At 70.5% G+C, this 12767-nt stretch carries 9 protein-coding genes, 1 tRNA gene and 1 pseudogene; 2 read left to right on the forward strand and 9 right to left on the reverse strand.

Annotated elements, in window-relative coordinates:
- Positions 1-26: 26 nt before the first annotated feature.
- The gene (locus tag IG74_RS0130645; protein WP_030684019.1) at positions 27-1835 is read left to right on the forward strand and encodes a serine/threonine-protein kinase; all 1809 of its coding nucleotides are present in this window, start codon (positions 27-29) and stop codon (positions 1833-1835) included.
- Between the two features lie 97 nt (positions 1836-1932).
- Here the strand turns inward: IG74_RS0130645 and IG74_RS0130650 are convergent, their stop codons facing one another.
- Both IG74_RS0130650 and IG74_RS53615 read right to left on the reverse strand, forming a co-directional pair.
- Positions 1933-3435 carry a hypothetical protein gene (locus IG74_RS0130650; RefSeq protein WP_234334503.1) on the reverse strand — a complete coding sequence of 501 codons (1503 nt, stop codon included), beginning with the start codon at positions 3433-3435 and terminating at the stop codon, positions 1933-1935.
- Between the two features lie 311 nt (positions 3436-3746).
- Positions 3747-3875, reverse strand: coding sequence for a DLW-39 family protein (locus IG74_RS53615; RefSeq protein ID WP_003999697.1), 129 nt, complete (start codon positions 3873-3875; stop codon positions 3747-3749).
- Positions 3876-4199: 324 nt separating this feature from the next.
- On the opposite strand from IG74_RS53615, the gene IG74_RS0130660 reads away from it, so the two are divergent.
- The gene (locus IG74_RS0130660) at positions 4200-4535 is read left to right on the forward strand and encodes a DUF6344 domain-containing protein (protein ID WP_030684022.1); all 336 of its coding nucleotides are present in this window, start codon (positions 4200-4202) and stop codon (positions 4533-4535) included.
- Between the two features lie 69 nt (positions 4536-4604).
- On the opposite strand, the gene IG74_RS0130665 is transcribed toward IG74_RS0130660, so the two are convergent.
- The 7 genes and pseudogenes from IG74_RS0130665 to IG74_RS51270 form a co-directional block, all read right to left on the reverse strand.
- A tRNA-Ile gene (locus IG74_RS0130665) sits at positions 4605-4678 on the reverse strand.
- 336 nt (positions 4679-5014) lie between these two features.
- Positions 5015-5776: a DUF3566 domain-containing protein gene (locus IG74_RS0130670; RefSeq protein ID WP_030684023.1), complete on the reverse strand. Its 762-nt coding sequence runs from the start codon at positions 5774-5776 to the stop codon at positions 5015-5017.
- Positions 5777-5794: 18 nt separating this feature from the next.
- Complete coding sequence (gene gyrA, locus IG74_RS0130675) at positions 5795-8380, reverse strand: DNA gyrase subunit A (RefSeq protein ID WP_030684025.1); 2586 nt, start codon at positions 8378-8380, stop codon at positions 5795-5797.
- A 56-nt stretch (positions 8381-8436) separates the two neighbouring features.
- Positions 8437-10536, reverse strand: a complete 2100-nt coding sequence (gene gyrB, locus IG74_RS0130680) for a DNA topoisomerase (ATP-hydrolyzing) subunit B (protein ID WP_030684027.1) — start codon at positions 10534-10536, stop codon at positions 8437-8439.
- Between the two features lie 286 nt (positions 10537-10822).
- On the reverse strand, positions 10823-11401 hold the full coding sequence (locus IG74_RS0130685; protein WP_030684028.1) for a DUF721 domain-containing protein: 579 nt from the start codon (positions 11399-11401) through the stop codon (positions 10823-10825).
- Positions 11398-12522 carry a DNA replication/repair protein RecF gene (gene recF / locus IG74_RS0130690; protein ID WP_030684030.1) on the reverse strand — a complete coding sequence of 375 codons (1125 nt, stop codon included), beginning with the start codon at positions 12520-12522 and terminating at the stop codon, positions 11398-11400. Before recF ends, IG74_RS0130685 begins: the two co-directional genes overlap by 4 nt.
- A 132-nt stretch (positions 12523-12654) precedes the next feature.
- Positions 12655-12767: pseudogene (locus tag IG74_RS51270) on the reverse strand (6-phosphogluconate dehydrogenase); the annotation flags it as partial.

A 12767-nucleotide genomic window follows, 5' to 3' on the forward strand; every position in this document is an offset into this window, starting at 1 on the left:
GCCCGGAAGGGGAGCGGGGCACGACCATGGGTGAGGTCTTCGCCGGCCGGTACGAACTCGTCGACCCGATCGGGCGCGGGGGAGTAGGCGCCGTATGGCGTGCCTGGGACCAGCGGCGGCGCCGGTATGTGGCCGCCAAGGTCCTGCAGCAGAGGAACGCCCATACGCTGCTCCGCTTCGTGCGGGAGCAGGCGCTGAGGATCGACCACCCTCATGTGCTCGCCCCGGCCAGCTGGGCCGCCGACGACGACCAGGTCCTGTTCACCATGGACCTGGTCACCGGTGGCTCGCTCGCCCATGTCATCGGCGACTATGGAGCGCTGCCACCCCGCTTCTGCTGCACGCTCCTCGACCAGCTCCTCGCCGGCCTCGCAGCCGTGCACGCGGAAGGCGTCGTCCACCGCGACATCAAGCCCGCCAACATACTGCTCGAGGCCACGGGGACGGGACGCCCGCACCTGCGCCTGTCCGACTTCGGCATCTCGATGCGCAAGGGCGAGCCGCGGCTGACCGAGACGGACTACGTGGTGGGCACGCCCGGCTATTTCGCGCCCGAGCAAATGCTGGGCGCCGAGCCGGACTTCACGGCCGACCTCTTCGCCGTCGGACTCGTCGCCCTCTATCTGCTGCAGGGTGCCAAGCCCGACGCCAAGGCCCTCATCGAGCACTTCGCCGCGCACGGCACCCCAGGGGCTCCCCGGGGCGTGCCCGAGCCGCTGTGGCAGGTCATCGCGACGCTGCTGCAACCCGATCCGCAGGCGCGCTTCCGCACCGCCACGGGGGCGCGCAAGGCGCTCGCCTCCGCCGCCGAGATGCTGCCGGAGCCCGGGCCCGACGACGAGCTCGTCGAGATCTTCGACCAACTGGGGCCGCTGCCGGAGGGGTTCGGCCCTGACGGACCCCTCACTCGCGCGCCCAAGCCGCCACCGCCCCGGCCGCCCTCCTCCTCGCCGCCCTCCTCCTCGCCGCATTCCTCCTTTCCACACTCCGCGTCCCAGCCCTCCGCGCCCCAGCACGCTGCCTCTCAGCACGCTGCCTCTCAACACTCCGCGTCCCAGCAGGCTGCATCCCAGCACTCCGCGTCTGAGCAGGCCTCGGCCCGTCTGCCCGCTGCTCAGCCGACCGCGTCCCAGCCGCACACCCCGCCGCCTCCTGCGGGCCAACCGGTCATCGGCCAACCGGCCACCGGGCGACCAGCCACCGGACAACCACCCGTGGGCCAGCCATCCATGGGCCAACCACTCCTGCCCCAGCACCCCCTCGCGGAGCCATCCACGCCGTCCACGCCGTCCGCTCCCCAGCGCCCCGTCACACCGCCATCGCTGCCCCCGCACCCCCCGATGTCGGAAACCGGCAGCTTCCACCTGCCCCCGCCGACGCAGGCTCCTCCACAACCCGCGCAGCCGCCCACTCCCCCCACACCGATGCCCGTCCCGCCACCGGCCCAGGAGCCGCGAGGCCCTGCCCAACACGCCTATGTGGCCTCTCCATCCCCCCGTCAGGCCGCACCGGCGGAGGGCGACCCTTCACAGGTCACCGGCTCCTCGGTGCAGCGCGCCTACGCATACGCTCCTACTTCTCCATACACCGCTCACCCGGCGCAGGTTCCCCATCCGAGCTCCCCAATTCCACGACCGCTCGCGCAGGTTGAGGCATGGCCGCTGCCGCAGGCCATCGAGACACCCAAGGCTGAGCAACCCCCGCGTCCCCGGGCCACCCGCTCCCACGCGTCCCGCCCCCAACGCGGCGGCCCGCCCGTGAAGGTGGCGCTGCCGATGCTGCTCGCCGCGCTGGCCTGCTTCGCGGTGGGCTTCTGGGCCCTCACCCGCATCTGAGTCATCCGAAGCGCGTCCCAGGCTCATCTGAAGCGCTCCTGAGGCGCTTCTGAGGCTCGGCCCCGCACGCCCCCCTCAGGCCGCAGCCCGGCGCCCCTCAGGCCGAAGCCCGGCGCCCCGCCACCCGTCTCCGCCCCACCAGCGTCCACACCCCCAGCACGGCCACCAGCACCGTCCCCGTGCCGATGCCCGCGGCGGCCAGCACCTTCATGGCCTCGTCGCCGCTCCCGCCCGCGGCCGCCGTGCCACTACGGCCCTCGCCGCGCCCACCAGGCCCGTCGGAGGCGTCGTCCCCACCGGCGCCGCCCCGCGCCGCCGCCTCGTCCCGCCCCGTCACGCCGAACGCGTCCGCGGGCCGCGCCACCCCCGCGTACGCGGGTCCCGCACGCCGCTGCCCCGAGACGCCCACCCGCAGGGTCAGCCCGACCGCGCCCTCGCCGAACTGCGTGCCGACGTCCGGGTCGAGGGAGACCGCCAGGTAGTACCACCCGGCGAAGCGCGCGCCCGCGAGCCGGTCGATGGGCGCGTAGCGGTTCTCGTAGGCGACGGGCGGCAGCGTCGGCAGCGTGGTCGACTTCTGCCGGCCGTCGTACGCGGTGTCCATGTCATCGACCGGCCCGCGCGCGGGATTGAACACGGAGACGACCAGTGCGGCGGTGACGTACTCGCGGCCTGCGGTGCCACCGCTCGCCCCGGCCCCGCTGGACCTGCCGGAACCATCAGTTCCGTCAGCGCCCCCGATCCCACCGGGAATCCCCCGGCCGCGCGCCCCGCCCACCTCGACCGTCGCGGAGAGCCGCTGCCCCCAGTCCACCGGCACGCGGTAGTAGCGCGTGTGCCCCGGCTCGACCCGGTCGCCCCAGACGCCCTGGTCCAGGGCCTTGGCCGTGCCGAAGCTGCTGCCTCCCGCGCGTGGGCGGGCCGGGCCCGCGGGCGGGGATGGCGTGCCGGAGTCCCCCGTCGGGGGCGGTGTCGTCGCGCCCCGTCGGGCGAGCACGGGCTCCGACGTGACGTACAGCTCCAGATCCCAGCTCTCCGGAGTGGACGGTTTCTCCGTCGCGGACGAAATCGACGACCTGGAGGCGGCGGTTCGCTCGACGACCACGTAGTAGGTGCCCGCCGCGGCGCAGCGGCTCTCGTCCGGCCCGGCGGCGCGCAGGGCCGACGCGGTGAGGGGCCGGGGGCTGCGCGAGGCGCCGAAACGCGCCGAGCCCGAGTCGCAGTCGAAGCCGTTCGCGTCCTCGATGGACACCCGGACGCCGTCCGCGAAGCCGACGTCGCTGCCGAGGCCGGGGAGCGCGGTGGCGGAGACGTAGACGGTGTCCTTGGCGTCCAGTTCCAGCCGGTAGTAGAGCCGGGTCGTGCCTCCGGTGCCGGGGTGCTTGATGGCGCTCCGGTACGTCGATCCCGGCGTGAGCGCGCGGCTCCCGGTGCTGCTCGGCGTACCCGCGACGGTGCGTACGTCGTCGGCGAAGGCGTACGGCTGAGGTGTCTCGGCCGCGTGGGCGGTCCCGGGGAGCGCGGTCGCGCACCACACCGCGCTCAGGAGCGCGGCCCCCGCGCCCGCCACCGTCCGACGGCCCGCCCGGTGCCGCGTCACGCCGCTCTCCACCTCACCCTCCATTGATTTGCCCAAGCAAGCAATGAAATTGCGTAAGTGAATCGAGGGGAACGCCACGACGCCGTGACGGACGCCACGACGCCACGACGCCGTGACATCACGACGTCACGACGCCACACCCACGCGCGGGCCGGGACGCCCCGCACACACGACCCCGGACGCCTCACGCGTACGGGCCGGAGGACGTCAGACGCCTGACCCGGGAGAAGCGGGGCAAAAGCCCCTTCGCACAGCACAGGGCCCCGACCGCTCTAGCGACCGGGGCCCTGCGACGAGACTGCTGTCGATACTCACGAACCCGTGGGCACGGAGTCGGTCGCCTCCGTCCACAGATCCTGCTCGGCGCGATCCGCCTGGATCTGGCGGTACACGAGGAGCCCGCCGATGGCGGCCAGTGCGACCAGGAGAAGCTTCTTCACCGCGCGACCTCGTCTTTCCTTGACGTAGGGGACTTCTGGCGCCCGACTATACACACCGACCGATACCGATCGGTGACCTGGATCGGCCTCAACTCCCCTCAGGAACACCGCAGTAGATGCGGACGGAATCCCTCCGCCTACGCTCCGTTCCCAGCGGGGTTCGCCGCGCTTGCCCCGCTTCCCTGCTTTCTCGGGCCTCCTGCACCCATCTGGGTGGTGTTCATCTGAAGATCGACGCCACGCGAGCGTCGGTCCCCCACTGTCGGCCCCGCATACACATCATGAGGAAAGTACGCAAATCGCCCAACCCGAAAGTGAGAGGTCATGTCCGCCACCAAGGCCATGAAGCTGTGGACCACGCTCGTCTCCGCCGTCCTCGCCCTGTTCGCCGCTCTCGGCTTCGCCTCCTCGGCGACCGCGGCCACGCCGGTACAGGACGCCACGACGACGTGCAAGAGCATGACGAGCGCACAGGAGCACGTGCTCGCCGCCTGGGCGATGGCGTACGAACGGTCCTTGCCGCCCACCATGAAGCAACGCATCCGCGCCGAGGCCCACGGTTCGACGCCGAGCTGCCGCCACCTCCCCACGACGGACGCGGAGGCCGCGGACGACGGCTCAGGGGCCCTCACGAGCGCGAGTCTCGCCGCGGAGCCGTAACCCCGGAGCGGCGGACGTCACACACGCAGAAGACCCCCAGCCTGTACCGGCTGGGGGTCTTCGTGTCTGTGGGGCTAACAGGATTTGAACCTGTGGCCTCATCCTTATCAGGGATGCGCTCTAACCAACTGAGCTATAGCCCCGCCGCGCTCTGCGGGTTGCCCCGCGCGCTGACCTCTGAAGATTAGCGCACGTGGGGGCCAGTCCCAAAATCGATAGCCCGGGGACCGGTGACCTCGCCCTTGTCAGGGGTAAGCGCCTGCCGCCACGGTCCGTCACCCGGCGGCCGGGCGGTCCCACCAGCGCCCCACAGCGAGCCCCGAAGGCCGCACCGGAGCCGCTCAGCGCAATGCCGGGGCCCCGTATACCCAAGGAACCCCGGCGGCGCGCGAAAGCGCAGAGACGTACAAAAGCGCAGGAGACGTACGAAAGCGCGGCGGGAGGAGCGTGGAGAGCCGAAAGGCTCGGAAGAACGGCGGTTACTCGTCCTCGGCCAGCGTCAGTTCCACGCCGCCCACGAAGCCCGCCGAGAGGTTGTAGATGAACGCCCCGAGCGTCGCGAGGGCCGTGGCGAGGACGACGTCGATGACCGCGATGATCGAGGTGAAGATCAGCACGCGCGGCAGCGACAGGAAGGCCTGCAGGTCGAAGCCGTTGGACTCGTTCGACCCCGTCGCCTCGGAGATCGTGCCGCCGACGGTGGAGAAGACGCCCATGGCGTCCATGACCATCCACAGCACCGCGGCCGCGACGATCGTGCAGATGCCGAGCGCGATGGACAGCAGGAAGCTGACCTTCATCACCGACCAGGGGTCGGCCTTGGCCACCCGCAGCCTCGCCTTGCGCGTGCGCGGGGTGGTGCGCGCCCCCGTGCGGGGACGGCGGACCGCGCCACCGGCCGGAGCGGCCTGATAGGCCTGCGGCGGGTGGTACGGCTGGGAGCCCTGCTGCTGGGGCGGGCGCTCGCCGGGCAGGGCGCTGGAGCCGCCCCCCGCGGACGCGCCCTTCTTGCCGGCTCCGCCCTTGGCAGCCCCGCCCTTGCCGGTGCCGCCCTTGGCAGCCCCGCTCTTGGCGGGGCCCTCGGTCTCGGACGTCTGCGTGCCTCGACCTCGGGTGTCTGTCACAGTCCCCCCCTGGGATCCATGAGACTCGTGGGAGTCGTCATCAGTGGCGGAGCCACGGGCACCGTCCGTGCCGGTTCCACGCGATCCAGCCGCTCCGGCGCCCGTGGCTCCACTCACGATGACTCACTCCTCGCGCTACTCGGCCGGGGACGGTGTGCCCTCGTCCGTACTGACGGCCGGAGTGCCGTCAGACGATTCGTCGACACCGTCGACTTCCTCGGCCTCGCGCCCGGCCTCGGCGTTGCGAGCGATGCCGACGACGGCATCGCGCTTGCCCAGGTTGATCAGTTGGACGCCCATGGTGTCACGGCCCGTCTCCCTGACCTCGTTGACTCGCGTACGAATCACACCGCCGGAGAGGGTGATGGCGAGGATCTCGTCGGTCTCCTCGACCACCAGCGCGCCCACCAGCTCACCACGGTCCTCGACGATCTTGGCGGCCTTGATGCCGAGACCACCGCGGCCCTGGACGCGGTACTCGTCGACCGGGGTCCGCTTCGCGTACCCACCGTCAGTGGCGGTGAAGACGAACGTACCGGGCCGGACCACATTCATCGAGAGCAGCTGATCACCGTCGCGGAAGCTCATGCCCTTGACGCCGGAGGTCGCGCGGCCCATCGGGCGCAGCGCGTCATCCGTAGCGGTGAACCGGATCGACTGCGCCTTCTTGCTGATCAGAAGCAGATCGTCCTCGGCGGACACCAGCTCCGCGCCGATCAGCTCGTCGTCCGAACCGTCGTCCGTCTCGCGCAGGTTGATGGCGATGACGCCGCCGGAGCGAGGCGAATCGTAATCCTTCAGAGGCGTCTTCTTGACCAGACCGCCCTTGGTGGCGAGCACCAGGTAGGGCACGGCCTCGTAGTCGCGGATCGCGAGGATCTCGGCGATCGACTCGTCCGGCTGGAAGGCGAGCAGGTTCGCGACGTGCTGGCCGCGCGCGTCCCGTCCGGCGTCCGGGAGCTCGTACGCCTTCGCGCGGTAGACGCGGCCCTTGTTGGTGAAGAACAGCAGCCAGTGGTGCGTCGTCGACACGAAGAAGTGGTCGACGATGTCGTCCTGCTTCAGCTTCGCGCCGCGCACGCCCTTGCCGCCGCGCTTCTGCGAGCGGTAGTCCTCGGTCTTGGTGCGCTTGATGTAGCCGCCGCGCGTGATGGTGACGACGATGTCCTCTTCGGCGATCAGGTCCTCGATGGACATGTCACCGTCGAAGGGCACGAGCGCGGAGCGACGGTCCTCGCCGAACTTGTCGACGATCGCGGCGAGCTCCTCGCTGACGATCGCACGCTGCTTCTCGGGCGAGGCCAGGATCGCGTTGTACTCGTTGATCTTCTGCTGGAGCTCGTCGTGCTCCTGGATGATCTTCTGGCGCTCCAGGGCGGCGAGGCGGCGGAGCTGCATCTCCAGGATGGCGTTGGCCTGGATCTCGTCGATCTCCAGGAGGCCCATGAGGCCCTCGCGCGCGACGTCGACGGTGTCGCTGCGCCGGATGAGCGCGATGACCTCGTCGATGGCGTCCAGGGCCTTGAGGAGGCCGCGCAGGATGTGGGCGCGCTCCTCGGCCTTGCGCAACCGGAACTTCGTGCGCCGGACGATGACCTCGATCTGGTGGCTCACCCAGTGGCGGATGAACGCGTCCAGGGACAGGGTCCGCGGCACGCCGTCGACGAGCGCCAGCATGTTGGCGCCGAAGTTCGTCTGCAGGTCGGTGTGCTTGTAGAGGTTGTTCAGGACGACCTTGGCGACCGCGTCCCGCTTGAGGACGATGACCAGGCGCTGGCCCGTGCGCGACGACGTCTCGTCACGGACGTCGGCGATGCCGCCGACCTTGCCGTCCTTCACCAGGTCGGCGATCTTCTGCGCGAGGTTGTCCGGGTTCACCTGGTAGGGGAGTTCGGTGACCACCAGGCACTGGCGGTTGTGGATCTCCTCGACCTCGACGACCGCGCGCATCGTGATGGAGCCACGGCCCGTGCGGTACGCCTCCTCGATGCCCTTTCGGCCCACTACGAGGGCGCCGGTCGGGAAATCGGGGCCCTTGATGCGCTCGATCAGGGCGTCGAGCAGCTCCTCGTGCGTGGCCTCCGGGTGCTCCAGGGCCCACTGCGCGCCCGCCGCGACCTCGCGGAGGTTGTGCGGCGGGATGTTGGTGGCCATGCCGACCGCGATGCCGGCCGAGCCGTTGATCAGCAGGTTCGGGAAGCGGGACGGCAGGACGGTGGGCTCCTGGGAGCGGCCGTCGTAGTTGTCCGTGAAGTCGACGGTCTCCTCGTCGATGTCCCGGACCATCTCCATGGACAGCGGCGCCATCTTGCACTCGGTGTAGCGCATGGCGGCCGCGGGGTCGTTGCCCGGAGAGCCGAAGTTTCCGTTCGAGTCCACCAGGGGCATGCGCATCGACCACGGCTGCGCGAGGCGGACGAGCGCGTCGTAGATCGAGGAGTCGCCGTGCGGGTGGTAGTTGCCCATGACGTCGCCGACGACGCGGGCGCACTTGTAGAAGCCCTTCTCGGGGCGGTACCCGCCGTCGTACATCGCGTACAGGACGCGGCGGTGCACGGGCTTGAGACCGTCGCGGACGTCCGGCAGCGCGCGGGACACGATGACGGACATCGCGTAGTCGAGATACGAACGCTGCATCTCGGTCTCGAGCCCGACGGGCTCGATGCGCACCGTCTGGCCTTCGCCGTCCTCGGCGGGGGTGGGGTTGTTCTCGTCGGCCATGGCCGGTCAAGATCCTTTCGTACGTCAGTCAGCAGCCTTCGGGGTGCTTGACCGGCTCAGATGTCGAGGAAGCGGACGTCCTTGGCGTTGCGCTGGATGAACGAGCGGCGGGCCTCGACGTCCTCGCCCATGAGGACCGAGAAGAGGTCGTCGGCCTGGGCGGCGTCGTCGAGCGTGACCTGGCCGAGCACGCGGTGCTCGATGTCCATCGTGGTGATGCGCAGCTCCTCGGCGTTCATCTCGCCGAGACCCTTGAAGCGCTGGACCGAGTCGTCGCGGATCCGCTTGCCGTTCTGGCGGCCGAGCTCGATCAGCGCGTCGCGCTCGCGGTCCGAGTACGCGTACTCGAAGTCGTCCTTGCCCCACTTGATCTTGTAAAGGGGCGGGCGGGACAGGAAGACGTGGCCCGCCTCGACCAGCGGACGCATGAAGCGGAACAGGAACGTCAGCAGCAGGGTGTTGATGTGCTGGCCGTCGACGTCGGCGTCCGCCATCAGGATGATCTTGTGATAGCGGAGCTTCTCGATGTCGAAGTCCTCGTGGACTCCGGTGCCGAAGGCCGAGATCAGCGCCTGGATCTCCTGGTTCTGGAGGATCTTGTCGACGCGGGCCTTCTCGACGTTCAGGATCTTGCCGCGGATGGGCAGGATCGCCTGGTACTCCGGGTCGCGGCCGGACTTGGCCGAGCCGCCGGCGGAGTCACCCTCGACGATGAAGATCTCGCACTTCGTCGGGTCGTTCGACTGGCAGTCGGAGAGCTTGCCCGGCAGGGACGCGGTCTCCAGGAGGCCCTTGCGGCGGGTGAGGTCACGCGCCTTGCGGGCGGCCACGCGCGCGGTGGCGGCCTGGATGCCCTTGCGGATGATGTCCGCGGCCTCGTTCGGATTGCGGTCGAACCAGTCCGTGAGGTGCTCGTGCACGACCTTCTGGACGAACGTCTTCGCCTCGGTGTTGCCGAGCTTCGTCTTGGTCTGGCCCTCGAACTGGGGCTCGCCCAGCTTCACCGAGATGATCGCGGTCAGACCCTCGCGGATGTCCTCACCCGTGAGGTTGTCGTCCTTCTCGCGGAGCAGCTTCTTGTCGCGCGCGTAACGGTTCACCAGACCGGTCAGCGCGGCACGGAAGCCCTCTTCGTGGGTGCCGCCCTCGTGCGTGTGGATGGTGTTGGCGAAGGAGTACACGCCCTCGCTGTACTGCGAGTTCCACTGCATCGCGATCTCGACCGAGAGCATGCGCTCCTTGTCCTCGGCCTCGACGTCGATGACGGTCGGGTGGACGACCTCGCCCTTGCGGGAGTTGAGGTACGTCACGAAGTCGACGATGCCGCCTTCGTAGTGGTACGTGACCGAGCGGACCTCTTCGGCGGTGTCGTCCGTGGCCTCGGCGGAGTCGGCGCCCGCCGTGGCCTTGGCCGACTCGCGCTCGTCGGTGAGCTTGATCGTCAGGCCCTTGTTGAGGAAGGCCATCTCCTGGAAGCGCCGCGCCAGCGTCTCGAAGGAGTACACGGTGGTCTCGAAGATGTCACCGTCGGCCCAGAACGTGACCGACGTGCCCGTCTCGTCGGTGGCCTCGTGCCGCTCGAGCGGTGCCGTGGGGGCACCCCCCTTGTAGTCCTGCGTCCAGCGGTAGCCGTCGGTCTTGATCTCGACGGACAGCTTGGTGGAGAGCGCGTTCACCACGGAGACACCCACGCCGTGCAGACCGCCGGAGACGGCGTACCCGCCGCCGCCGAACTTGCCGCCCGCGTGCAGCACGGTGAGCACGACCTCGACGGCCGGCTTCTTCTCGACCGGGTGGATGCCCACCGGGATGCCGCGGCCGTTGTCGATCACGCGCACCCCGCCGTCGGCGAGGATCGTGACGTCGATGGTGTCGGCGTGCCCGGCGAGGGCCTCATCGACGGAGTTGTCGACGACTTCCTGCACGAGGTGGTGCAGACCACGCTCGCCGGTCGAGCCGATGTACATGCCGGGCCGCTTGCGGACCGCGTCCAGACCCTCGAGGACGGTGATGGCGCTGGCGTCGTACGAGGCCGTGCCCTCGCCGGAGGCCTGGCTGGCCTCGGGGGGTACGGCGCCGTCGCCGGCGGCAGTGGACGGGATGTTCTCGTTGGGGTTGCCGGAATCGGCCACGAAGCGCCCTTTCTGGCACAGCACAAAGCCAAGCTCCCGGCGCTGGCCGGAGCGGCTGCGGCGTGTTGCGTTGGTAAGCCTGGTTCAGCTCTTGCTCAGCTTCTCCCGATGCTCCCCACGACTGGGGCGGGATTAGCTTCCAGTCTACCGGTAGCGCCGACAGTGATGGGGGTTTGCCGGTACCTGAGTCCGCATGTGCCGCCCTGAACCGGCATCAGCCGACTCCCCATATGCGCCCCCGGGCTCTAAGAGGCTCACAGCGGCACTCAGCGCTTCGGGCGGTCAACCCCCAGCTACCGACCGGATCTCGTCATCCGTAGGTGTCGCCGGGACCCGTGCTGCCAGGCGCTCGCAAGGGTCCGAAGCGGCGTGCGGGACCGCCGGGTCCGAGGACCTTGATGAGGCGTACGGTGCCCTGCCCCAGGTCCTCGTTCAGGCGCGCGACCAGCTGCGGAGCGAGCAGTCGCAGGTTCGTCGCCCAGACCGTGGAGTCGCACTGCACGGTCAGGACGCGCTCGTTCTCGTCGTACCGCTGCGGTACGCAGTGCTTGGCCAGGTCCTCGCCGACGATCTCGGGCCAGCGGCCCATCACGCCGCCGACGGCCGCCGGGGTCTCCCAGCCGCGCTCGGTGATCAGACGGTTGATGGCGGAGCCGAGCGGCAGCGGATCGCGTCCGTCGGAGCGCGCGCCCGAGCGCAGGCCGCCGCGCCGGGCCTGCTTCTTCTGGCGGGTCGCGTCCCCACGCGCGCGTGCCTGCTCCTTGGCGGCGCGCAGGGCCACGCGGGCGAGGTCGACGCCGGAGGGCTCGGGCGGCGCGGGCTTGGCCGCCCCGGCCCCCGCGGGCTCCTCGGGGCGGGCCGGATCCGAGGGCTTGCCGGGCTCGGTCATACGCGCTCCACCTCGCCTCCGGACACGGCGTACCGCGCGCCGGACAGCACTCCCGGTACGTCGTCGTCCACGGCGGCCGTCACCAGGACCTGCTCCCCGGGGGCCACCAGCTCCGCGAGCCGCTCGCGGCGGCGCGCGTCCAGCTCGGCGAAGACGTCGTCGAGGACGAGGACCGGCTCATTGCCCTCGGCCCGGAGCAGGTCGTACGAGGCGAGCCGCAGGGCGAGCGCGTAGGACCACGACTCTCCGTGCGAGGCGTAGCCCTTCGCGGGCAGCTGGCCAAGTTTGAGTAGAAGGTCGTCCCTGTGGGGTCCTACGAGGGTGACGCCCCGCTCGATCTCCTGCTTGCGGGCCTCTTCCAGGGCGGCGATCAGCTGCTCGTAGAGCTCCTCGCGCGCGTGGCCGACGATTGCGGGCGAGGAGGGCTTGTAGTCGAGGCCGAGGGGGCCGCCGCCGGGGGCCAGCTGTTCGTACGCCTTGTCGGCGAGCGGCTGGAGCGCGGCGATGAGGTCGAGGCGCTGGGCGAGCAGCTCGGCGCCCGCCCGGGCGAGGTGCTGGTCCCAGACGTCGAGGGTCGACAGGTCCATGGAGCGGCCGCCGTGGCGCCGGGCGAGGGCGGCGGACTTCAGAAGCGTGTTGCGCTGCTTCAGGACGCGGTCGTAGTCGGAGCGGACCGCCGCCATGCGCGGGGAGCGGGCGGTGATCAGCTCGTCGAGGAAGCGCCGCCGCTCTCCGGGGTCGCCCTTGATCAGGGCCAGGTCCTCGGGGGCGAACAGGACCGTGCGCACGATGCCCAGCACGTCACGGGGCCTGACCTGCGAGGACCGGTTGATGCGGGCGCGGTTCGCCTTGCCCGGGTTCAGTTCGAGCTCGATGAGCTGCTGGCGCTCGCCCTGCCGCACCGCGGCCCGGATGACCGCCCGGTCGGCGCCCATGCGCACCAGGGGCGCGTCCGACGAGACCCGGTGGCTGCCGAGCGTCGCCAGATAGCCGACGGCCTCGACGAGGTTGGTCTTGCCCTGGCCGTTCGGCCCCACGAACGCGGTGACGCCCGGGTCGAGCGGAACCTCGACCCGGGCGTACGAGCGGAAGTCGGCCAGGGAAAGGTGCGTGACGTGCATGGTGTGGCGCCGACCTCCCCCGGCTTACCTGCTGTGGCTACGGGCCGCCGTGGCCTGGGTGCCGGCGGCCCACCCGCCGCGGCCGGCCGCTGTCCACACAGGCTGTGGACAGCGGGCCGCGCGGACTGTGGATCAGTGCTCGCTCTTGGACTCGACGGCGTGGCCGCCGAACTGGTTGCGCAGCGCCGCGATCATCTTCATCTGCGGCGAGTCGTCCTGGCGCGAGGAGAACCGCGCGAACAGGG

This window comes from Streptomyces sp. NRRL B-1347 (assembly GCF_000720325.1).
Taxonomy (GTDB): domain Bacteria; phylum Actinomycetota; class Actinomycetes; order Streptomycetales; family Streptomycetaceae; genus Streptomyces.